This is a genomic window from Bacillus sp. MYb78 (genome assembly GCF_002975115.1).
Taxonomy (GTDB): Bacteria; Bacillota; Bacilli; order Bacillales; family Bacillaceae_G; genus Bacillus_A; species Bacillus_A cereus.
The window spans coordinates 69,806-88,753 of sequence record NZ_PCOB01000003.1 but is presented as its reverse complement, the minus strand read 5'-3'; the positions used below and the strand labels follow the sequence as shown (position 1 = coordinate 88,753).

Below are 18,948 nucleotides of genomic sequence, written 5' to 3'. Positions count from 1 at the left end.
ACTTTTCTTTGACAATAGTCAAAATAAATATAAGTTATTATTTATAGTCAAAATAAATATTATATAAAGGTATATATATATAAGGTATTCAAACTGAATCTATTTTAAGGAGATGTTTTTAATGAAAAAACAAACGAAACATATGTTAAATCGTTGCAAATCTATTTATCTATTCATTCGCAAGGAAGGTAGTGTAACTACAAAAAAATTGCAAGATGAATTTGGAGTTTGCCAACGCACAATTCAACGAGACATGTTAGTCCTTCAACATAACGGTCTTGTTTCTCACGATAATCGAGGGAATTGGAAAATCACGGATAGAAAAGTAAAAGTTGCCTAATTCATATTTCGCAACTTTTCTTTTTAACATTGGATTTTATTAAAGCATTTTAGAAAGGACTGAAAATCGTATGATTCAAGAATTGGAAAAGAAATTGAAAGAAATTTTATTCTGCAAGAAATGTTTAAAAGAAGCACTATCCTTATGGAGTCATGAAACTGTTGAATATGTAAAAGAAGATAAGCAATTTATGTATTTTGCTATTTCCTCAGAAAACAAACCTTCTGTTTTCTATCGAGTGGCTGACGATATGGACACGTTTAAATTAGAAAATGGTGAATGGAAATATATCGCCACAATTTAATTTACAAGAAATAAGAATTTATGAGGAGTTGATTCATTATGGTGATGTTTGTTTTACATATGGATGATACTCCCTTTTTTAACTTTAATATTCCGAATCAAAAGTTTAAAAAAGGTGAAGTCATTACAAATGCTCATTTAGATGATTCATATATAGTCGTCCATTGCGACCCTGCAACCGTCACAGTAAAACCTGTTTCATAAGTGATGTATACAGAAAAACAATATATCTAAAAAGTGAGGAATTATAGATGGAGATTTATAAAGTTGCCGAAGTGGATATGTATGGTTGCGAGACAAAGCCACAATTCTTTCAATTATGGAATGACGCTGAAGAAGAGTTCAATAAACGAATGAAAGAATTGCAAGAAAAATTAGATGTTGCAAAACACGATGATGAATTAATGTATGGTACACATCCAGTTCATATCAGAATAAAAAAGGATGAGATTCTGAATCACCCTCCTGCTCTAAAAGAAGGGGTAATTAATTATTGGTTTTCTTGTAAGGGTGATTGGGACATGGCTTATATAACAGTTGTCATTGAGCCAATTCAAGTTTTATAACAAAAGCATTTATACGTTCTATATACGTATAAGGAGTGACTTATGATGTCAAAGATTCATATAAACGTTACAGAAGGTGATTTTATCTTTGCTGAATGGAAGGATGAAGACTGGAAACGGTTCAAGAAGAAAGTTCATGAATTAAGAGTAAATGGTTATCGAAAAGTAAATGAATTTAATGATTTTCTTAACTCTTATCAGGTTTACAGAAAAGGAAAATCGAAAAAACGAGTTACTGTAACAATGATGCGTGTGTAGTATTTAGGTAAATGAAAAGGAGGATTACTAATGAAAGTAATATACGAAGAAGAAGAATTAAAAGTATTAACAATTGACTTTTCTAACTCATCTTTGAAACTCGACAAAGGAGAAGGATATTTTGTGTGGGTTCGATTTGATGAGGTTATATGTACAGAGGTTCAATTAACAGAGTAATTTTGGATTTAGATACAAGTAAATGATTTACCGTTATTTGTAGAAAAAATAATAAATAATTTAAGAAAGGAAAACTTACTATGAAAAATATCACAAATGGAAAATTCACTTGTACCTGCACAAGATGTGGAAAGGACAATGTAGTAATGCGTATTTCTCATGTTACTACCAGTAAGTATGGTGAACCTGAAACCCTTACGAAATTAAAGCTGTGCTGTACGAATAATGATTGCAAAGCAGAGTGGGAAGAACTTTATTAAGTAGCTTATAGAGGTGAAAATAAATTGTTAGAAAAACATGACATGATTTTAGGTGCAACAGCTTGTGTTTTAATTGTTTTACTTGCTATAGGTTTAGGTATAGATAGTTATAACAGTCCAAAACAAGTATATAAAATTGAGTATATTGATATTAACAATCAAAAACAAATCATATACGCAGATACATATAGGACAGACGATGGTTACATTACCTATAAAGAAGTTAATCATTCAGAATATAAGACAATCAGTGGTCGTATTGAAATAGAACCCTACAAACGTTTGACTTATAAGGAAATGGAAAAACATGAATTCCCCAAAAATAAGTAAATACAATATTTACGATAAAAGAAAATGAAGTGAGGAATTATTTTGAGAGAGAAAAAATTTCGTTATACATTCAAGCATATTGCTACAGATAATATTGAAAGAAAAATATATACGTTAAGTCAATTGGAAACACGGAACGCATCTGAATTATCACCTTGTTTCAACTCTGAATTTGGTTATGAGCTTATAGGAAGAGATGAATTCACAGGGCTTAAAGATAAACTTGGTAATGATATATATGAAGAAGATTTAATTGAACGAAATGATGGGCAAATAAGACGTGTATACTGGCATGATAAATTTGCTGATTGGGTTGCTACTGATTTTGGAGATTCGTTATATCTATTTGCAGATGAGAGTGAAGTAGTTGGTACTACACGAGGAACAATGAAAATAGCATACATTATTAACGAAGATGGAACATCAAATGAGAATTTCATCATTGAATTAAAAGATTATAAAAAAGGAGTTATCATCGAAAACTATGGTGAAAAGTTTGAAGTTGTAAGTGATAATACTTCAACAGTAAGTATCCTTAGGATTAGTGAAGAAAATAAATAATTTATTTAGATAAATGTATTATTCGAATAGTTTATTATATGATTTTAATTTTATTAAGGAATGAGAAATGAGAAATGGAAGTTATATATACACAATGGCATAACAATTATGACAACTTGGTTTTAAATGAGAAATATACAGCGACTTTATATAAAAAAGGATGGTTGCTCATAGAAACAGGATTGTACCAGAAAGCATTATATCGTGAAGAATGCTTTACCGTAGTTAAGTAATATTTAATAAAATTGTTATTAATGATACAGTTTTAAACTTTATTGCGAAGAGAGGTAATAAGAATGGGTTACAATTTATATTTTTCTATTGATGAGGATGATAAAGCCATATTGCTACATTTAGGTAATGGCATTATTATTTCATTTGCGACTTTAGGTGAATACGAGGATTTTATTAAGGACATGGATTCAATGAAAAATGAAATTGAAGAGAATTTATAGCAAATATGAAATTTGTTTTGAGTAAAAAATACATAGAATAGGTGATTATATGGAAGTAAAAGAAAGAAAAACATTAGTTGTTGGTGATAAATTGATGGCATTGCATGATGAAAAGTTGTTTGACCATGTTACAAAGGACAAAGTATATCCTGTTATGAAGGTAACTGGTACTGGGTTTTACATCGTGAATGATAATGGAGTTGAGTGTTTTCCTATCGGAGTTCGCTTTAAAATTATTACTGAATAAAAATATTCTTTCGAGGTGAGTGAAATGAAAAATTTATTAAACAAAAAACTTCCACTTAACGGATGGACTATGATTACTATATTTTCAATTATTACTTTGGAAATCATATTTTTTGTGAGCTACTTCAAGTTTATAAAATAGACAGTATTTATGTAAAAAAAAAGAGCGTCCTAAAAGGATACTCTTTTTTTACTGTTTACATCGCCATATGATTTACTCTTTCTTCCTGCTTCATATGTTTTGGCTTCATTTTATCTACAAGTTTTTTAAGCTTCTTAAAACAAAATAGTTGCAATACGGAAATCACACCACACATTGCTACATATCCCATATCTCCATTTAAGAAGTTATTGAGAGCATGTAATCCTGTATATGGTATTGATAAAAGAACGTTTGTTGGTAATATTTTTGCTATTTTATATTTCAACATTATCTATTCTCCTTTTCCGCTATTATGCTTGCACACTATTTGTTTTATTTTGAGTAGAAATTACCTTGTACTCAATCACCTCCCACATTCGCATTACTGCTTTTGTAATAGTCCATTCAGGGTTTTCTGCATATTTTAGTATTACGTGCTTTCTCACACTTCCTAAAACATCCTTACCTGCTATACACTGAACTACATACAAATTCCTCATTCAATCAATCTCCTTTTTTTAACTAAGTGTTTGAAACTACCTGTTTTATAGTTGTCCATTTATTATATGCACTTACTATTCTTTCAATAAAAAATAAAAGCAGACAAATTAAAATTGTCTACTTTGTAAATTTTATTCATTTCTAATCTCATAAAAGACTTTTGCCAGTTTTCTTAATGTCATTTCTTTTTCTGTTCGCATATATTGTTTTGGTGTTAATGAAATTGTATTACTACTTCCTATATCCATCTGTTTATCTGCATCCGTTAGAGAAATCTGCAATTCATAGATAAATTCCCCTTCACGGACATCCATTCTTTTCGTTAAAAACGCCCTGTATTCTGCTACACATTCTTGTTCTTTGTATAGTTCTATTTCAATCATTGTATTATCACTTAGAAACGGTAGCCATTTACACGCTAACATATCCTCATTTTCCATCGTCATAAATACCCATTTATCATCTCTATTATATTTTTTGATTTTCATGGTCGATTCCCCTTATATATATTTAAAAAAACAGGAATGTAACAAACATCCCTGTATCTGTGTTTTCTCAATAAGAAAATACTTCATTCTCATCATTAATTTCACAACCGCATTCCCCACATTTTTTACCATCAGAATATTCATTAGTGATACTCTTCTGATAGTCTCCATCTTCAAAGTCCCATTGAATAGTTTCTCCTTGATGCTCAGTGATAGAAGTCATGCCTTTACCACACGCAGGACAAACGTATTTTCCATCTAACTGTTGTGCTAAGTTATTAGACACAGTAAAGAAAAATCCTAATTCATCTTCTCCCATAATTACTTCACAAATACTGGTCCCATTCAAATGAGGATGTGTTTCATCAATCTTACGTCCCTCTTCTTCTTTAAACGTGACAACAATATCCAATACAGTATCATTTTCTGTTTCTTTATCCTTACCATAAAGTACAGCATCTATTGTACCAAATAAGCCTTCATAATCCGAATCCTTTAATGCTACAACTTCCATACCTGCTTCTACTTGAGGTAATAATGGATATGCTTTTAATTCAACCTTTGTAAATGTGTTTGTCATAACATGACACTCCTTTTTAATTAAGTTTTGTACTACCTGTTTTCTTTATAACTTCTTATTATATGCTCTGTTTATATATGTAATAAAAAAACAGATGAAAATATCCATCCGTTTTTGAAAGTTTTATTTTAAGTCCTTACGCAAATACTTCTTCTCTATAACCTTTTCCACATCAATATCTGGATATGGAATGCAATTAGTGTTCAGAAATCTATCCAAGATACTTTTATGGATTGGGTCAATTCCTGCATCTTCCATTAGCTTTCCGTACTTAGCTTTTATAACAAGCATTTCCTCATAAACTTTCTTATATTTCTCTGGTATGTTACTTCCTTCATGCTCTCTTTCATATCCTCTTCCATTAATACTATAATCTTTTGATACATTTAAAGAACAACGTTTATCATCATCGTACTTACTTTGTACTGACAGTTCCATATCTCCTACATTCGTATTGACATACAGACCATTTCCCCATGCTCCACCAATTCGAATACGGAATTTTCCTTCTTTAAATTCTGCTCCATGAATACTATTGAAATATTCATATTGCGTCATACCATGGTAGATTTCACGTTGAATGTCTCTTTTGCAATCCTCAATTTTCGAAGCAATATTTCTCTTCTTTTGGTCTAAGATTTGTACTTCTTTATCAAGCTCCATTAATTCATTTTCAAGATGTTTCTTTTCTAATTTCTTAGCCTCAATAGTGTTCATTTTGCTTTTCTCCTTTAGAATCAATTTTTTAAAATACCTGTTATTTATATAGCTATATATTATATGCTAACACAAATATTAAATTACTTGTCTATGAATGTGATTTTGATTCTCTTAACAAAACAATCGTATCTAATAAAAAAACAAAAAGTACTATGGTATGTTTTTACAAACGAGGAAGAAAACCTAATCACTGAGGTAACTTTCAATATCATTGATGATAAAAAACAAGCCTAATTGAAAAATATCAAGTTAATAAGAAAAAAGACATGTGAATAATTACAAGAAATCATGTTGATTAAGGAAAGTATTAAGCAAGGAAAAATGTCTACAATTCCTTTTATATCAGTGGATTTCATAGATTTTATTTTTACAATGTATGTAATATCGTAAATTTGATGTTCAATATACCTATTAACATATATTAATTTAGATGAAATATTAATATACAATGAGAATGCCTGTTATTGACGAAATATTAAGTCTTAATTGAGCACATAAAAAAACTTCTATAGTAATAGAAGTTTTAAGTTGAGTAAAATTAGCTAAATTTCTTAACCAATTCTGTTACATATGCTTCTTCATGATTTTGAACTTCAAGCCATCTACGTCTATTTGTCTGAATCATTTTTACCGATTCTTCAGCCTCAGCTTTTTCAATCAAACCTAAAAAATGTTGATTCTTAGCCACAATCATATACTCTTTCTTAATTGATTCAATTAATTCAGCCAATGCTACTAATGAACCTGATGAGCCTTTGTTTATAAATCTTTTTATTTCTTCTTTCTGCATTAACGCACAAACAACAAAAGAAGTAGGTTCACCTGTTTTTACAATATCCCTAATATGTTGTTCCCATCCTTTTAAAAACTCATTTACCATTGTTTGTTCATTATTCATTATCATTCTCTCCTCAATTATTGAATTTTTTAAAATACCTAATTTATATAAACTATTGTATAATACATAGATTGCAGAAGAGATATAACATATCCTCCTTCACATCCATAAAAAAACACGGTACAATTTTTAATAAGAATGTAATAGAAAGGAGCTATTTCACTTGCTTGAAACAGACATCCTAATCAAAAAAGTAATAGATAAGATTTCTAAAACAACATTGTTAGAAAAAATGGAAGACAAAAATCTTGGTGATATTGAGGATATCATTTCTTACATATATAAAGAACACTTTGAAAATAAAGATGCAAAAGAAACCTTGATTAAGGTAAAGAAAGATTCCGTAAATCGAACAAAGAGAAGATGGACACAAAATGCTATCAAAGATTATGACAAGAAAGTAAATCGAAAAAACAAAAAGGAACTTCTGGGTGAGTTCGAGCTACTAAACGATTATTATGAGAAAAATGGTAAAGAGCTTTTCTTAAAGCAATTCAATAATCATCCAAATCCAGAATCTGTTATTGAGGAGCGCAAACAACTTTTACTGGCATGGAGTGAATCTGATGAGAAATCACTTTCCAGTTATCCTTATCTTCATCAAAAAACAAAGAAACAAGTGGAAACAGCCATTTTGACAGACATTACAATGATTGTGGGTATGACATTGTTAGAGGAAGAACGGAATTCTTATTCTACCAATATTGTCGTAGAAAGCCCCTTCTCTGCTATTGAGTATCCCATTTTTGGTAATGTGAGAGGTAAAGTAAAAGTAAATGACAAAAAAGAAAAAAATACAAATGAATCTGATTTTTATGCTGATGAATACAACTTATCAGATGGAAATAAATTCGACATTCTCATCAGTAAAGACTATGTTGATGAGTTAAATCATAACGTAAAAGATTTAGACCCTTTCGACTATAAGTTGTTCTTGGAAGTGATGAGTCATAGGGATGAAACTTTTACTACACAACGCACAATCATTGTTACAATTGGTGATTTAGTAAAGAAGCTATATACATCTGACGGAAAGAAGAACTACACCGCAGTTTCAGAACGATTGCTCAAAATGGGTAATTTTAGATTTACAAACATGAAAGATGATGGCGAGGTTAACTTAGTTGGTGTGTTTTCAGATGTTAAACTAACGCCTATATCAAATGGTAACGTGGTTGCAAGAATTGTAGTTGCGGATAGTATGTACCAGAACTATATACAACGCCAAACTGTTTTGGTATATAAACAAAAAGTTGATGAATTAAAAGTTGATTTAGCCCATCATCTGATTTTTGTACTTCAAAAAGAACGAATGATATGCTATCAAACAAGTGGTTCTTATACAATCTCAAGAGATTTAATATATTTTGCAGGAAGTATCCGATTCAAGAAGAGAAGTAAACCTGAAAATATAAAAGAAATTGAAAAAGCATTTGACGAAATTATAGAAAAACAAATCATTGTAAAAGCATATAGAAGAATTCGTGACACGTTCCATATCGAATTTTATCCAGTGGAAGAACAGGAAGCTAAGGACTTATTAGAAACAAGCTACCAAGACATTCCGATGGGATTAAACACACCATTATAGGTGTGTTTTTTATTTATCTGCATTTTCTTGTTCTCATAATGCATATTTTTGCTCCTAACTCCCGTACCAATACGTAATTTTGCTCTTTACTTCCGTACCAATATGCAGTTTTGTTCTAAAAACCGCTCATTCTCCGTACTAATATGCAGTCTTGCTCTTAATCTCCGTACCGATATGCAGTTTCTTTACATTAATGGTCTTTTTTCAAAAATAAATTGTGAACATTTTGTGTCTAAACCCCCTCATTTTTCATGATATTGCTCTCGACTTCCGTACTAAAATGCAGTTTTGTTCTAAAAATCACTCATTCTCCGTACCAATATGTATTTTTGCTCTTTACTTCCGTACCAATATGCAGTTTCTCTTGATAATTTGTGATTTTCCTCCATATTAATTATCAGTTTTTTCTAAAACCGAATGAAATTTTGCTCTTAATCTCCGTACTAATATGTAATTTTGCTCCTAATATGCTTAATTCTCCGTACCAATATGCAGTTGTGCTCCTAACTTCCGTACCATTACGTAATTTTGCTCCTAAACTCCGTACTAATATGCAGTTTTGAACAACAAGCTATGAAGCCTGTTGTTATCACGTTTCTACAAAAAATGCTCCTAACTTCCGTACTAATATGCAGTTTTACAATGTTAGCCAAAATTTATTATACTAAATCGTAGATTATTGTCGGAGAAAGGAGGAATAAGGAATGAGTAAACCCACACTAACCATTAAAAGACATACATTGATTGCAAATAAGCTTTTGGTACTATTCAGTGGTTTAAGCCGAAATACAAAAATAGATGATAAATACTATTACGAAAAACATGCTTTCGGGATTGATAATAAATTTTTGCCTATCCCTGGTGAATTCAAATGGACAAGTTCTTTAATTAAACAAGTAATTGCATATATTGCCAAATCAAATAGTGAAGGATTCATTTCTTTCCTTTCTGAAGAAGAGTTAGCGAATACAATTCACTGCTCTGTTCGTACTATCCGCAATAACAACAAGCTTTTAGAAGATAAAGGCATTATTCGTTGGGATAGAATTTTTGGTGAATATATCAAGGTAGAACTGGTAGATTATTTATTACAGTTCTTAGACCTACAACCGAAAGATATTGCAAATATAAAAAAAGATGATGTATTTGCAGAGGTAAAGGAATACATAGCAAATGTGAAAGTTGATTTATTAGGTGAAGAATTAACTGATTATGTTTCAAAAGGTGGATATACGTCAATTTCCGATGACGTTATTTATGAGCTGTTCAAGATTAAAGATGTGAACGTGCTTAGACTGGCTATGAGGGCTCTTTATTCCTTTGAAAAAGAAGTGAATGTAAAAGAGAACTCGGAAGCTGTCGTTTCCTATAGTGAAATTAAAAATGTATTACCTCCGTATATTGGGTATAAGTCTGCTATTCGTAAGATGGTCGACAAACTTTCGCATATCTTCCAATTAGAATTGTTCGAAGGCAATCAATGTATTCGTACCTTCTTTGAAGAAAAGAAAGCGAATAAATCAATCGAAAATAAAATTAAAGATGGTTTCGTCTTATCCTTTAACCTTGTCGGAACAAAACATAGCAAACAGCAAAAGAGAACTGAGGCAATTCTCGGTGTATTTGAGTTCAACAAATTTGCTCGTAACATCGAATCATGGGGTGGCTCTTTAGATATTACAGAAAAACACATCAAATCACTTGTTTATGAGTTTGGTTTGGACTCGCTAAATAAAACAATCGTATCTATTGAAAAGAACATCAATGAATCTATTAAAACATTAAACGATTCAAAAGGATTCCTCGATAGAATGAAAGAGAATACATATGGTTTCATACGCAATATTGCAAATGGGTATTATCAGGCAAAAATTACAGCTTAAATACCCCTTCTTTCCCATGCCCTTTTTTAAGAAATACACCTTTTTTCTCGCCTTTCAAAGTCGGAATATTCAGTCTTAAAATTATTTCTTTTCCGTATTCATACTAATTATACTAAAAAATTTTTGAACATCGCAAAAATAGGATTTATTTTACATCCAAGGAAAAAAATCAAATCATTAGAGAAGAATATAAAATTATTGAAGATGAAAAACAAATAGAATTGAAAAATATAGAGTAAACAAGAAAAAAGTAATGTGAATAATTACAAGAAATGATGTTTATTAAGGAAGGTATCAAACAAGGAAAAACAACGGTAAACCCTTTTGTATCAAGGGATTGAAGATGTTTTATTTTTACAATGTATTTAATGTATTGAATTTAAGTCTCAATATACCTATTAATATTTATTAATACTGATTAAATATTAATTATGAATGAACTAACAGGGGTATTTTCTGAATACTTCGATTTCCTTTGTATAAGGACCTTTCAAAGATATATAAAACTGTAAAATGTTATATAATAAAATCAAGATATATAGGAGGTGATATAGATGAAGTTTAAAATAAAACACAGTCCAATTCCTGTAGCAATAGCTTTGATGTTTATGCCTTTAATATTTAGTATTCTGTTCAGTAACCACAATAATATTGGTTCAGTAAGTTTAATGCTATTTAGTCTCGTTACATTCTTATCTGTCTTTACATCTTCTTATGAGATTACTGATAAAAGTCTCATTCTAAAATACATGTGGTTTAATAAAGAAATTCCTTTTGAAGACATTCGTCATTTACGTTATTCAGGAAAACCTTCCAATTCACAAAAATGGTCCTTGCAGAAAATAGAGGTCATGTATGGCATGTATGAAACATATTCTATTGGTGTGCCACGAGAAGAGGAAAAATTCCTTCAAATGTTACAAGAAAAATGTCCTCAAATGAAGGTAATGGATAGACCTGTAATGTAACAGAAAGTTTTAGAGAATGAAAAATAGCCATCCTTTTAAAGGAGTGGCTATTTTATTTGATTACTTTTGCAATTCGATAGTTGCATAAAATTCCTTATTATGAAACATGTCGAATCGACCTACGATATAAACTGGATATTCTTTAATCGTTAATAAAGGTTTTGATGAATCAAATTCTTTATTAACAACCTCTGCTAAGTCTGAAATCAACTCTATAAATAATTCTTTTGATGGTTGTATTTTTGCTTTTTGATTAGATTCCATATCCCCGACATAAAGGATATTATCATGTGTATAAGAAAAACGTGTAAATCCTTCAACAATAAACGGAGCTAATAAACTATCATTTAGAATCTTCAACAATGCCACACTATTAGCAGTGTCCACATGAATTTGAGGATTTAATTTCTTTTTCAGTGCTTGTGCAATGTCTTCTATATTCGCTTTTCGGTAATGGGATGCTGTTACATCAAAAGCTCTGGTGCTTTCATTCAAGATATGTTTCCCATAATAAGCATCACCAAAATTTTTACTTGAAATTTCTGTGATTAGATAAACACTCTGCTCATCAGTTGCATAAATAAATTCATCCACTTTAAATCTCATTTAATAACCCTCCTGCTTTCTTGTAGCCCATTTATTTGTATTTAGTAGCTTTCTATTATGTAAATAGCAGAATCCCCTATATGGAGCTCCTGCTATGTTTGTAGAACGTATGTTTAATTCATAAACTCATGATTCCAACCAGAGTGAATCATATGACTTGCAATTTTAGAGATATTACGAGCATCATCAATTCCTCTATGATGAATGCCCTCTAATGGTAGATGATGCATTTTTAAGGCTCTTTCCATCCCCATAGGGCGTTGTCTTGTCCAAGTACCATGTTGATGTTTTAGACTGATATGCAAATGCCCAAAAGGATAATTTACACCGAATCTCTCACAAACCTGTTTAAATTGTTTCTTGTCATAGAATCCCCAAGAAGCAAATACGCAATCATATTTATTGTATAATGAAGCTATTTCATTCATAGCATCTTTAATGGATTTTCCATAATCCACTTCATCCTGCCTAATCGTAGTTAAATGCAAACAATATTCGCTCAAGGTAGGAAATAAAACAGGCTTCACAAAGGTCTGATACTCTTCTACAATTTCAAATGTTTCTGTATGTAACACTACTGCACCGATTTCAATAATTTCCGAGAAAAAATTACGAGGTTCTGCTCCCCGTTTAAAGCATGTAGATTCTAAATCAATAATAAGTAAATGTTTCATGTTGTTCTCCTCTTCCTATTCTTGTGCAGGTAATAATTCAGGATTGTCATATGCATTCCCTATTACTCTTGCACCTTTTCCGATTAAATACTTCAAAAATTGCAATCCATTATCACGAAAACTATAGATAGTCTTATCTTCTTCATCAACTTTGTAGTATTCACATTCAGTCAAAAATTGATTATTTCGTTTTAAATATCCCTCATACTTCACTTCCATAAAATCTGAAACAAAAATACGAATAATCACTTCATCAATATTATGCTCATTCATTATTTGTCCTGCATTTGAGTTCCAAAATCCATCATTTTCATCAATCAATTTTCTTTCTAAAAGCAGAAAGTCTCCTTCGAAAATCTTCTTTTCTTCAGTAGAAACTTCATTGATTCCTATCCACTGATTTACTGTTTCAGGAATAACTGGTGCTGATTGATGGTGCTCATCAATAAAAAACTGTTTTTCAGCATAATTTGAAATGAGTGAGCCATATAACCAATGATTATCAGTTGTACTTTTCCCTCTGAATAATACTTTTTTCATTTTTATTAACTCCTATTTAATATAGTTTTATATGTATTGTTTATTGATAAATCTTTAGCTACTAAAAAGAAGAGGTAATAACCTCTTCTCTTCTGTTTAAAACTGTCTCTTAATTCGCTTTAAAGTTATAAACAGGTTTGATGATTTTTTCGATACGAACAGAATCTTGAATATTTGTGATGATTTCATCCATAGGTTTATAAGCCATAGGACTTTCATCGAGAGTGCTTTGACCAACAGATGTACTCCAAACGTCTTTCATTGTTTCTTCAAAATCAGTTAAAGACAATTGTTCTTTTGCTTTAGAACGACTCATCAATCGACCTGCTCCATGTGGACCAGAGAAATTCCAATCAGGATTTCCCTTTCCATAACAGATTAGGCTTCCATCCCTCATGTTAATCGGAATAATAACCTTTTCGTCTTTTTGAGCAGAAATAGCACCTTTACGTAAAATCATGTTCTCTATGTCAATGTAGTTATGAATAGTCGAGAATTCTTCTACAACCGTTAAATTCATACGTTTAACTACTTCATCCATCATCGCTTTTCTGTTTAACCAAGCGAATTTCTGGGTAATTCTCATATCATGTATGTAATCATTAAATGCAGGTCCTTCTAAGTAAGCTAATTCTTTTCTTATTTTTGGTGTTGCTACTTGTTGTAAAGCGGTTTGAATTTCAGATTCTCGTCCTTCAGCTTTTAGTTGCTTGATAAGTTCAGCCTTAGTATTTGAAACAGAACTTAATATGTCATAGGCTTTATTTTGATAAAGCTCTGCAACCTGTTTGCCTAAATATCTACTACCTGAATGAACCACCATGTATAAGTTTCCTTCATCATCTCGATTGCACTCATAGAAATGATTCCCGCCCCCAAGACTACCGATGCTTAACATCGCTCGTTGTAACTTAACATGTTCTGCACAACGTAAATCCTTTAAATTGATTAATTTTGCAAATGGATGTTCTTTTTCGCGAATAGAAAACCCAGATGGAACATATTTTCTGATTACCTCATCTAATTGTTCAAAATTAATTTCTTTTTCTTTTAGTTTAACAGTATACATGCCACAGCCAATATCAACCCCTACTAAATTAGGCACGATTTTATCTTGTATTGTCATCGTTGTACCAACTGTACATCCTTTTCCTGCATGTGTATCAGGCATAATGCTGATTTTGCTATTCTTCGTGAATTCTTGATTACACAACTCAATGATTTGTCCAGTTGCTTGCTGTTCAATATTATCTGTAAATACTTTTGCATTTGTATATTTCCCACGTAGTTCTATCATTTCAACCACTCCTTTTATTAACTATAGTATACGTTTTAATATATTAAAAGTCAATTATTATTTACTTATATAATCTGAATTAGGTTAATCTCTCATGTATATATAAAGGTTAGGCTACCATTTGCGTAGGAATTCGTGTAATTACAACATCATTACAAGGAACGACTTCCTCAACGTAACAAATCCTTTTCCTACTTAAGTTCTTTAATTTATCACTAAAGATATATATATTTTCAAACTTTGTTCCCTTATCTTTTTTCCCTTTTGCATCAAGATTTGTAACCCAATCATATAATTCGAATAACTCAACATCGTATCCTTTAGAATTATCCCATTCGACCAATACGTGTTCCATCTCACGTACCTTCTCAATACTAACTAAAGATACATGACTTTCGCTGTTCCCAATTCGGTCAATGTTGTATAAATAAGCAAATAGATTAGGAATAGACTCATCTATATAAAATACAAGATGTTTTACATTTACAAATTCACGAATACCTACAGTTGTCAAAGCATTCACATCGTCAAAGGTTTGTACCTTATCTGTATCTTTACTTCCCATAGAGTTGTTTGTAAGCATGGTAATCTTTTGTTGTGTTTTATGAAATTTATCTGGATGCTGAATGAAAATTTGAGCATTTTTAATTTTATAGAATAAATCTTCAGCTTTTTGTTTGCCACTTCTCTCAATGACGGAAGCTAAGATTGCTCCACGAATCGTTGATAACATCGGATGCTCATAACTACGAGCAAGCAAATGACTATCTTTGTATTTCTTTAATGAAAATAATGACTTTACTTTATAAGTAATTTTTAGCATGTTCTATCATCCTCTTTATCTGCGGTAAACATAAGGCAAGAAGGGAGTGAATCCCTTCTTTCACCAATTCGCTTTATAGTACAATTGTTCTTTTTCTAAATCTCGGTGTTCAAATCTATATTCAATTGCTTCAATCGTCAAATCTATACGGTCAAAATAAGATTCGTTATATGATGGACTTCCAATATAGCCACTCAATGGTAATAATGTACTTGCTAAAGAATGGTCTGTCATCACTTTCTTACAAACTTCTAAGAGGTCTTCTAAATCTTTCTTCGTTACCTGATAGAGCTTATTATTTTCTGCTCCAATTTTCTTTTGATTTATAAACCAATCATGAATGTGGTCTGCTCCACTCCAATAAAATAGTGTATTTGTAGAGCGAATATAAGTCTCGCCTTCATTTACTGTTCCTACATACATACATATCTAAAGCCATGTGTTTCTCTCCTGTGCTCTTACTTGCTTGCTTCTGCAAATTGAGAGTCGATAAAATTCATATTTCTCTCAATCATAAAGTCAAGGTACTCATCATCTAATAATGTCTCCATTACTTGATTGAATTCGGTAATATCTTTGAACTCATGAGAAACCTCAGATAAGTCTTTATGAATGCTGATAAAATCATCATTTAAAGCAGAGTATTTTGTCATTAAATCTACTGCATTTGTTTTCTCCGTTACAATACCTGTTACTTTAATTAAGTGAGGCATGTTACTGGAACATTTTGCACCATGAATATCTAAAATTGTGTTACGGAAAGCAATTAGAGCTTTCTTGATACGACTCTTAATTAGCTCTTTATCTTCAGAGATGTATGTTTGACGTTCATCATCAAAACCAATTCGAGATAAATTCATTTGTGTTCCTAATGCATATTCAGAAGAACGTAATGTACCATGGAATAGCATTTGTGTATTTTGGTCTTTATTTGTATTTGCATCGGATGTTGTATCCTCTTTTTGTTTCGGTTTTGCATTCTTTTCCGTAGGGTCAACACGACTATGTAAGACTGTGTAAGGAGCAGGTCCTTTCGATTGAATCCCCCAAGAGAAGCTAACTGCTTTTTCACGTTTCTCATTCGCACCTTTACCTGCGTTCATAAAGCCCATGATGTCATCAATCACACAGTTTTTAACTCGATTCCCACTTGCAGATAAGGTAGTATCAACTTCACGAACTGCCCCATTTCGCATTGGAGACATGATTTTACAGGTGCTACAAATTTCATCTACATGTGACAATGCACGTAAGTTACTTGCAAATACATGACTTAACATAGGGCCAGATAGTGCATTTCGAATGTCTCCATCTGTTAAAGTAACAACTCGTCCTTTTGTCACGTTCCCAATTGTATCTTCGTTATTCAAAGCTTCTGCTACAAGTTCTACTCGTAAAGCAAAGTGTAATTTCCACATGTAATCTGCTGTTGTAATTTTCTTTAAATCTCGTTTCATAATTCGTTTCCTCCGTATGTCTGCTTACGCAACGTCTTTTGTTGGATTTTGGTTTTTATCTACACTTGTATATTCGGGATTTCGATTTTCATCTGTTAAGATATAAGCTACATCATTATTTAAAGGAATTTCTTCCTTCTTCTGCACTTTCTCTTTGTATGTATTTGAAGATAATAGAATGAGATTAGAAAGTGTTTTTAATTTCACACCATCATTTAAAAGGCTCATTAATTCATTCATATTTTCGTCATTTAACAAGTAAGTTTTGTAATTCCTGTTATATAAAAGAGACATGTCTTGCAGTATTTCAATAAGGTCTTCCTCATGTACACATGACATAAGAGACACCTGCAATGAATATCCTTTTTTGTCCTGAACTAAACGATTTAAGCCTCGCCCTAATTTTGTAATTACTTCAGCGTTATAAACGTCTTGGAATGCATTCAATTTTAATAACTCCTTTGCAGTGGTCTCACTAATCGTTTCATTTCGTTTTGTGTATTGCTGTATCATTTTAAACAGGCTATCTTCATCTGGATTTAACACATATGAAGCAGTTGTATATTTACAATCTCGATTCACAGTAGAATAGGTAACCTTTTTCAAGAGTTCTTCTAATGATTTTTCGTTTAAATCAAGAATGGTAAATACCTTCACCTTATCCATTAATGGTTTGTTATTTGTGGGTACAACCTGCATCACCCATAAACCATCATAGTTATTTGAAATTTGCTCACCCTTCAAATATTGAATGATTTCCAGATAAATACGTGACAAGGTAACCACCTTTGAATCATCTCGGATTTTTCTAAGAGATTTTATCTCTCCTGTTTCTTTATCAACGTAAGAAAATAATTCAATTTTTAAAACATCTTCAATTTTTTTTGGTTCTAACAACCAATTAATTTCAACCTCATCACTGAGACGCACATAACTGGATGCATAATGAAACCCTAAAAAAGAAAGGAATTTTTCAAAAGGATAAACCCTTTCCGATTTAGGTGCTTTATATGAGCGAAGTCCTTTGCTATAAAAACAAGTCCCTACATATAAAGCCCCTTCATCACGTTTGTACGATGAAATAATTGATTCATCCAATGTTTCGTAGTATTTGAAGATGTTGTCCAGGTTCTGTTCACATTCGAAAAATTCTTGTGTTTTTGCTAATAATTTTTCGATTTCAGACTTATTAATAGTAGAATTCAAGTTATTGACTTTTTCAAAAGGCAAATCATCCAAGAAGAATTCAATATAATTCACCTCATCGTAAATCTCGATTACATAACATGCTTTCTTGTTACTTAATTTACAAGAAACATCATTTTGTCGAAGAATGGCTAATAGACCATAGGCGATACAAAGTTCTTGGATAGGATTCTCTACCTTTAGAATCTTTAATTGTTTCATTTATACAACCTCCCAAAGTAATCCATGGGCGGTTGCTGTATTTTCACCAAACCCAACTTCATAGAGAGTCTGAATTGCTTTATAGTCGCCTTTGACTAACAAAACAGATTTCCATGATGGGATATAAATGTCATCTTTGTAATGAGTAGAAACAGGTGTTTTTTGAATGATTTCAAAATGAATATCTCCATCAATGCCTAATGCCTTTAATTTTCTTTTAGAGATTTCTTTTAAACGTTCCTCAATTTCTTTCTCATCTTCAATTCGTACTTTTGTACCATCAATGGTATAGCTTGTAATGACTTTTCCTTTTAAAATATATTTCTCTTTTTCAGGCAATTTAGGGATTGTAATAATGTTTGTAATGGAAAGCATCATATCCCCAACTCGTTTCATATTGGATACCTCGATACTATCAATTACTTCTCGAACTAAACTGTCTGTCCCTGACAAATAAAAATGGAATGTATCCTCATGAATGTAAATATTAGAAAATGTGAATAATCGGAAATTTTTAGAGTGTCGATTATGTAGTTCTTTTGCTCTATTGGGATTCATTATTCCTAATAACATGGAATACATTTCATGAGTATAAAACAAATTTTCTGGTTTTAATCTGGAAAGAATCTTTCCAGAAATCTTAATCCTCATATTTAATACTCCTCTCAATGATTATTATGTATGTCAAGACGAAATGTGTCTTATATATGCTGACTATAGGATAATTATAATATTTTTATTAACTATAGTCAATAAAACAAGAAATAAAAAGGAACCTTTAAAGGCTCCCTGATACTTTTGTATATATCTTTTATTTCTTTGTTTTATATTTTTCGCAAATTTACATGTGCTGATAGATTGTATAAAAAATATGAAT

Annotated in this window: 28 protein-coding genes; 13 read left to right on the top strand and 15 right to left on the bottom strand. The window is 31.2% G+C overall.

Annotation, left to right across the window (positions count from 1 at the left end):
* Window positions 1-121 precede the first annotated feature (121 nt).
* The 10 genes from CQ064_RS07620 to CQ064_RS07590 all read left to right on the top strand — a co-directional run bounded on the left by CQ064_RS07620 (window position 122) and on the right by CQ064_RS07590 (window position 3,497).
* Entirely contained in the window at window positions 122-340 is a 219-nt protein-coding gene (locus tag CQ064_RS07620) for a DeoR family transcriptional regulator (RefSeq protein WP_000745033.1), read from the top strand.
* A 70-nt stretch (window positions 341-410) separates the two neighbouring features.
* Complete coding sequence (locus tag CQ064_RS07615; RefSeq protein ID WP_000613910.1) at window positions 411-644, top strand: hypothetical protein; 234 nt, start codon at window positions 411-413, stop codon at window positions 642-644.
* 38 nt (window positions 645-682) lie between these two features.
* A complete protein-coding gene (locus tag CQ064_RS33395) occupies window positions 683-847 on the top strand; it encodes a hypothetical protein (protein WP_000244996.1) in 165 nt (54 codons plus the stop codon).
* A 47-nt stretch (window positions 848-894) separates the two neighbouring features.
* Window positions 895-1,209 (top strand): hypothetical protein, encoded by a 315-nt coding sequence (locus CQ064_RS07610; RefSeq protein WP_000409261.1) that lies wholly within the window; start codon window positions 895-897, stop codon window positions 1,207-1,209.
* Between the two features lie 45 nt (window positions 1,210-1,254).
* Window positions 1,255-1,467 carry a hypothetical protein gene (locus tag CQ064_RS07605; protein WP_000034556.1) on the top strand — a complete coding sequence of 71 codons (213 nt, stop codon included), beginning with the start codon at window positions 1,255-1,257 and terminating at the stop codon, window positions 1,465-1,467.
* 30 nt (window positions 1,468-1,497) lie between these two features.
* Window positions 1,498-1,644 (top strand): hypothetical protein, encoded by a 147-nt coding sequence (locus CQ064_RS33390; protein ID WP_000864872.1) that lies wholly within the window; start codon window positions 1,498-1,500, stop codon window positions 1,642-1,644.
* 284 nt (window positions 1,645-1,928) lie between these two features.
* Complete coding sequence (locus CQ064_RS07600; RefSeq protein WP_000890309.1) at window positions 1,929-2,234, top strand: hypothetical protein; 306 nt, start codon at window positions 1,929-1,931, stop codon at window positions 2,232-2,234.
* Window positions 2,235-2,276: 42 nt separating this feature from the next.
* Window positions 2,277-2,795 carry a YopX family protein gene (locus tag CQ064_RS07595; protein ID WP_001208314.1) on the top strand — a complete coding sequence of 173 codons (519 nt, stop codon included), beginning with the start codon at window positions 2,277-2,279 and terminating at the stop codon, window positions 2,793-2,795.
* Between the two features lie 296 nt (window positions 2,796-3,091).
* Window positions 3,092-3,250, top strand: a complete 159-nt coding sequence (locus tag CQ064_RS33385; protein ID WP_000541071.1) for a hypothetical protein — start codon at window positions 3,092-3,094, stop codon at window positions 3,248-3,250.
* Between the two features lie 49 nt (window positions 3,251-3,299).
* The gene (locus CQ064_RS07590) at window positions 3,300-3,497 is read left to right on the top strand and encodes a hypothetical protein (protein ID WP_000453185.1); all 198 of its coding nucleotides are present in this window, start codon (window positions 3,300-3,302) and stop codon (window positions 3,495-3,497) included.
* A gap of 196 nt (window positions 3,498-3,693) precedes the next feature.
* Here the strand turns inward: CQ064_RS07590 and CQ064_RS07585 are convergent, their stop codons facing one another.
* The 6 genes from CQ064_RS07585 to CQ064_RS07560 all read right to left on the bottom strand — a co-directional run bounded on the left by CQ064_RS07585 (window position 3,694) and on the right by CQ064_RS07560 (window position 6,825).
* Window positions 3,694-3,927 (bottom strand): hypothetical protein, encoded by a 234-nt coding sequence (locus CQ064_RS07585; RefSeq protein ID WP_000922392.1) that lies wholly within the window; start codon window positions 3,925-3,927, stop codon window positions 3,694-3,696.
* A 22-nt stretch (window positions 3,928-3,949) separates the two neighbouring features.
* Complete coding sequence (locus CQ064_RS07580; protein ID WP_001245324.1) at window positions 3,950-4,138, bottom strand: hypothetical protein; 189 nt, start codon at window positions 4,136-4,138, stop codon at window positions 3,950-3,952.
* A gap of 132 nt (window positions 4,139-4,270) precedes the next feature.
* On the bottom strand, window positions 4,271-4,627 hold the full coding sequence (locus tag CQ064_RS07575; protein WP_000694546.1) for a hypothetical protein: 357 nt from the start codon (window positions 4,625-4,627) through the stop codon (window positions 4,271-4,273).
* Between the two features lie 67 nt (window positions 4,628-4,694).
* Complete coding sequence (locus tag CQ064_RS07570; RefSeq protein WP_000185563.1) at window positions 4,695-5,207, bottom strand: hypothetical protein; 513 nt, start codon at window positions 5,205-5,207, stop codon at window positions 4,695-4,697.
* Window positions 5,208-5,330: 123 nt separating this feature from the next.
* Window positions 5,331-5,924 (bottom strand): hypothetical protein, encoded by a 594-nt coding sequence (locus CQ064_RS07565; RefSeq protein WP_001092014.1) that lies wholly within the window; start codon window positions 5,922-5,924, stop codon window positions 5,331-5,333.
* A gap of 541 nt (window positions 5,925-6,465) precedes the next feature.
* Window positions 6,466-6,825 (bottom strand): hypothetical protein, encoded by a 360-nt coding sequence (locus CQ064_RS07560; protein ID WP_001058531.1) that lies wholly within the window; start codon window positions 6,823-6,825, stop codon window positions 6,466-6,468.
* Between the two features lie 163 nt (window positions 6,826-6,988).
* Here CQ064_RS07560 and CQ064_RS07555 point away from each other — a divergent pair, with 163 nt between their 5' ends.
* The 3 genes from CQ064_RS07555 to CQ064_RS07545 all read left to right on the top strand — a co-directional run bounded on the left by CQ064_RS07555 (window position 6,989) and on the right by CQ064_RS07545 (window position 11,267).
* A complete protein-coding gene (locus CQ064_RS07555) occupies window positions 6,989-8,416 on the top strand; it encodes a hypothetical protein (RefSeq protein WP_000894312.1) in 1,428 nt (475 codons plus the stop codon).
* 704 nt (window positions 8,417-9,120) lie between these two features.
* A complete protein-coding gene (locus tag CQ064_RS07550) occupies window positions 9,121-10,299 on the top strand; it encodes a hypothetical protein (protein WP_000042997.1) in 1,179 nt (392 codons plus the stop codon).
* Between the two features lie 554 nt (window positions 10,300-10,853).
* Window positions 10,854-11,267 (top strand): PH domain-containing protein, encoded by a 414-nt coding sequence (locus CQ064_RS07545; protein ID WP_000669342.1) that lies wholly within the window; start codon window positions 10,854-10,856, stop codon window positions 11,265-11,267.
* A gap of 60 nt (window positions 11,268-11,327) precedes the next feature.
* On the opposite strand, the gene CQ064_RS07540 is transcribed toward CQ064_RS07545, so the two are convergent.
* The 9 genes from CQ064_RS07540 to CQ064_RS07500 form a co-directional block, all read right to left on the bottom strand.
* Window positions 11,328-11,873, bottom strand: a complete 546-nt coding sequence (locus tag CQ064_RS07540) for a hypothetical protein (protein WP_001211401.1) — start codon at window positions 11,871-11,873, stop codon at window positions 11,328-11,330.
* A gap of 113 nt (window positions 11,874-11,986) precedes the next feature.
* Entirely contained in the window at window positions 11,987-12,547 is a 561-nt protein-coding gene (locus CQ064_RS07535; RefSeq protein WP_000681618.1) for a 3'-5' exonuclease, read from the bottom strand.
* 15 nt (window positions 12,548-12,562) lie between these two features.
* The gene (locus CQ064_RS07530) at window positions 12,563-13,087 is read right to left on the bottom strand and encodes a YopX family protein (RefSeq protein WP_000756495.1); all 525 of its coding nucleotides are present in this window, start codon (window positions 13,085-13,087) and stop codon (window positions 12,563-12,565) included.
* A 109-nt stretch (window positions 13,088-13,196) separates the two neighbouring features.
* Window positions 13,197-14,384, bottom strand: a complete 1,188-nt coding sequence (locus CQ064_RS07525) for an RtcB family protein (RefSeq protein WP_000571624.1) — start codon at window positions 14,382-14,384, stop codon at window positions 13,197-13,199.
* A gap of 109 nt (window positions 14,385-14,493) precedes the next feature.
* Window positions 14,494-15,207 carry a hypothetical protein gene (locus tag CQ064_RS07520; RefSeq protein ID WP_000913126.1) on the bottom strand — a complete coding sequence of 238 codons (714 nt, stop codon included), beginning with the start codon at window positions 15,205-15,207 and terminating at the stop codon, window positions 14,494-14,496.
* 60 nt (window positions 15,208-15,267) lie between these two features.
* Entirely contained in the window at window positions 15,268-15,630 is a 363-nt protein-coding gene (locus CQ064_RS07515) for a hypothetical protein (protein WP_000289272.1), read from the bottom strand.
* Between the two features lie 35 nt (window positions 15,631-15,665).
* Window positions 15,666-16,664, bottom strand: coding sequence for a DevR family CRISPR-associated autoregulator (locus CQ064_RS07510; protein ID WP_000817542.1), 999 nt, complete (start codon window positions 16,662-16,664; stop codon window positions 15,666-15,668).
* Window positions 16,665-16,688: 24 nt separating this feature from the next.
* Entirely contained in the window at window positions 16,689-18,071 is a 1,383-nt protein-coding gene (locus CQ064_RS07505; RefSeq protein ID WP_000811512.1) for a hypothetical protein, read from the bottom strand.
* Window positions 18,072-18,722: a CRISPR-associated endoribonuclease Cas6 gene (locus CQ064_RS07500; RefSeq protein WP_001220549.1), complete on the bottom strand. Its 651-nt coding sequence runs from the start codon at window positions 18,720-18,722 to the stop codon at window positions 18,072-18,074.
* Between the last annotated feature and the right edge of the window lie 226 nt (window positions 18,723-18,948).

What these genes read in the sequence shown, in the direction of transcription:
- CQ064_RS07500 (WP_001220549.1), bottom strand. Translation starts at nt 18,722, where the DNA reads ATGAGGATTAAGATTTCTGGAAAGATTCTTTCCAGATTAAAACCAGAA.
- CQ064_RS07610 (WP_000409261.1), top strand. Translation starts at nt 895, where the DNA reads ATGGAGATTTATAAAGTTGCCGAAGTGGATATGTATGGTTGCGAGACA.
- CQ064_RS07585 (WP_000922392.1), bottom strand. Translation starts at nt 3,927, where the DNA reads ATGTTGAAATATAAAATAGCAAAAATATTACCAACAAACGTTCTTTTA.
- CQ064_RS33385 (WP_000541071.1), top strand. Translation starts at nt 3,092, where the DNA reads ATGGGTTACAATTTATATTTTTCTATTGATGAGGATGATAAAGCCATA.
- CQ064_RS07615 (WP_000613910.1), top strand. Translation starts at nt 411, where the DNA reads ATGATTCAAGAATTGGAAAAGAAATTGAAAGAAATTTTATTCTGCAAG.
- CQ064_RS07605 (WP_000034556.1), top strand. Translation starts at nt 1,255, where the DNA reads ATGTCAAAGATTCATATAAACGTTACAGAAGGTGATTTTATCTTTGCT.
- CQ064_RS07550 (WP_000042997.1), top strand. Translation starts at nt 9,121, where the DNA reads ATGAGTAAACCCACACTAACCATTAAAAGACATACATTGATTGCAAAT.
- CQ064_RS07575 (WP_000694546.1), bottom strand. Translation starts at nt 4,627, where the DNA reads ATGAAAATCAAAAAATATAATAGAGATGATAAATGGGTATTTATGACG.
- CQ064_RS07590 (WP_000453185.1), top strand. Translation starts at nt 3,300, where the DNA reads ATGGAAGTAAAAGAAAGAAAAACATTAGTTGTTGGTGATAAATTGATG.
- CQ064_RS07545 (WP_000669342.1), top strand. Translation starts at nt 10,854, where the DNA reads ATGAAGTTTAAAATAAAACACAGTCCAATTCCTGTAGCAATAGCTTTG.
- CQ064_RS07580 (WP_001245324.1), bottom strand. Translation starts at nt 4,138, where the DNA reads ATGAGGAATTTGTATGTAGTTCAGTGTATAGCAGGTAAGGATGTTTTA.
- CQ064_RS07560 (WP_001058531.1), bottom strand. Translation starts at nt 6,825, where the DNA reads ATGAATAATGAACAAACAATGGTAAATGAGTTTTTAAAAGGATGGGAA.
- CQ064_RS07535 (WP_000681618.1), bottom strand. Translation starts at nt 12,547, where the DNA reads ATGAAACATTTACTTATTATTGATTTAGAATCTACATGCTTTAAACGG.
- CQ064_RS07510 (WP_000817542.1), bottom strand. Translation starts at nt 16,664, where the DNA reads ATGAAACGAGATTTAAAGAAAATTACAACAGCAGATTACATGTGGAAA.
- CQ064_RS33395 (WP_000244996.1), top strand. Translation starts at nt 683, where the DNA reads ATGGTGATGTTTGTTTTACATATGGATGATACTCCCTTTTTTAACTTT.
- CQ064_RS07620 (WP_000745033.1), top strand. Translation starts at nt 122, where the DNA reads ATGAAAAAACAAACGAAACATATGTTAAATCGTTGCAAATCTATTTAT.
- CQ064_RS07520 (WP_000913126.1), bottom strand. Translation starts at nt 15,207, where the DNA reads ATGCTAAAAATTACTTATAAAGTAAAGTCATTATTTTCATTAAAGAAA.
- CQ064_RS07525 (WP_000571624.1), bottom strand. Translation starts at nt 14,384, where the DNA reads ATGATAGAACTACGTGGGAAATATACAAATGCAAAAGTATTTACAGAT.
- CQ064_RS33390 (WP_000864872.1), top strand. Translation starts at nt 1,498, where the DNA reads ATGAAAGTAATATACGAAGAAGAAGAATTAAAAGTATTAACAATTGAC.
- CQ064_RS07530 (WP_000756495.1), bottom strand. Translation starts at nt 13,087, where the DNA reads ATGAAAAAAGTATTATTCAGAGGGAAAAGTACAACTGATAATCATTGG.
- CQ064_RS07565 (WP_001092014.1), bottom strand. Translation starts at nt 5,924, where the DNA reads ATGAACACTATTGAGGCTAAGAAATTAGAAAAGAAACATCTTGAAAAT.
- CQ064_RS07515 (WP_000289272.1), bottom strand. Translation starts at nt 15,630, where the DNA reads ATGTATGTAGGAACAGTAAATGAAGGCGAGACTTATATTCGCTCTACA.
- CQ064_RS07505 (WP_000811512.1), bottom strand. Translation starts at nt 18,071, where the DNA reads ATGAAACAATTAAAGATTCTAAAGGTAGAGAATCCTATCCAAGAACTT.
- CQ064_RS07540 (WP_001211401.1), bottom strand. Translation starts at nt 11,873, where the DNA reads ATGAGATTTAAAGTGGATGAATTTATTTATGCAACTGATGAGCAGAGT.
- CQ064_RS07570 (WP_000185563.1), bottom strand. Translation starts at nt 5,207, where the DNA reads ATGACAAACACATTTACAAAGGTTGAATTAAAAGCATATCCATTATTA.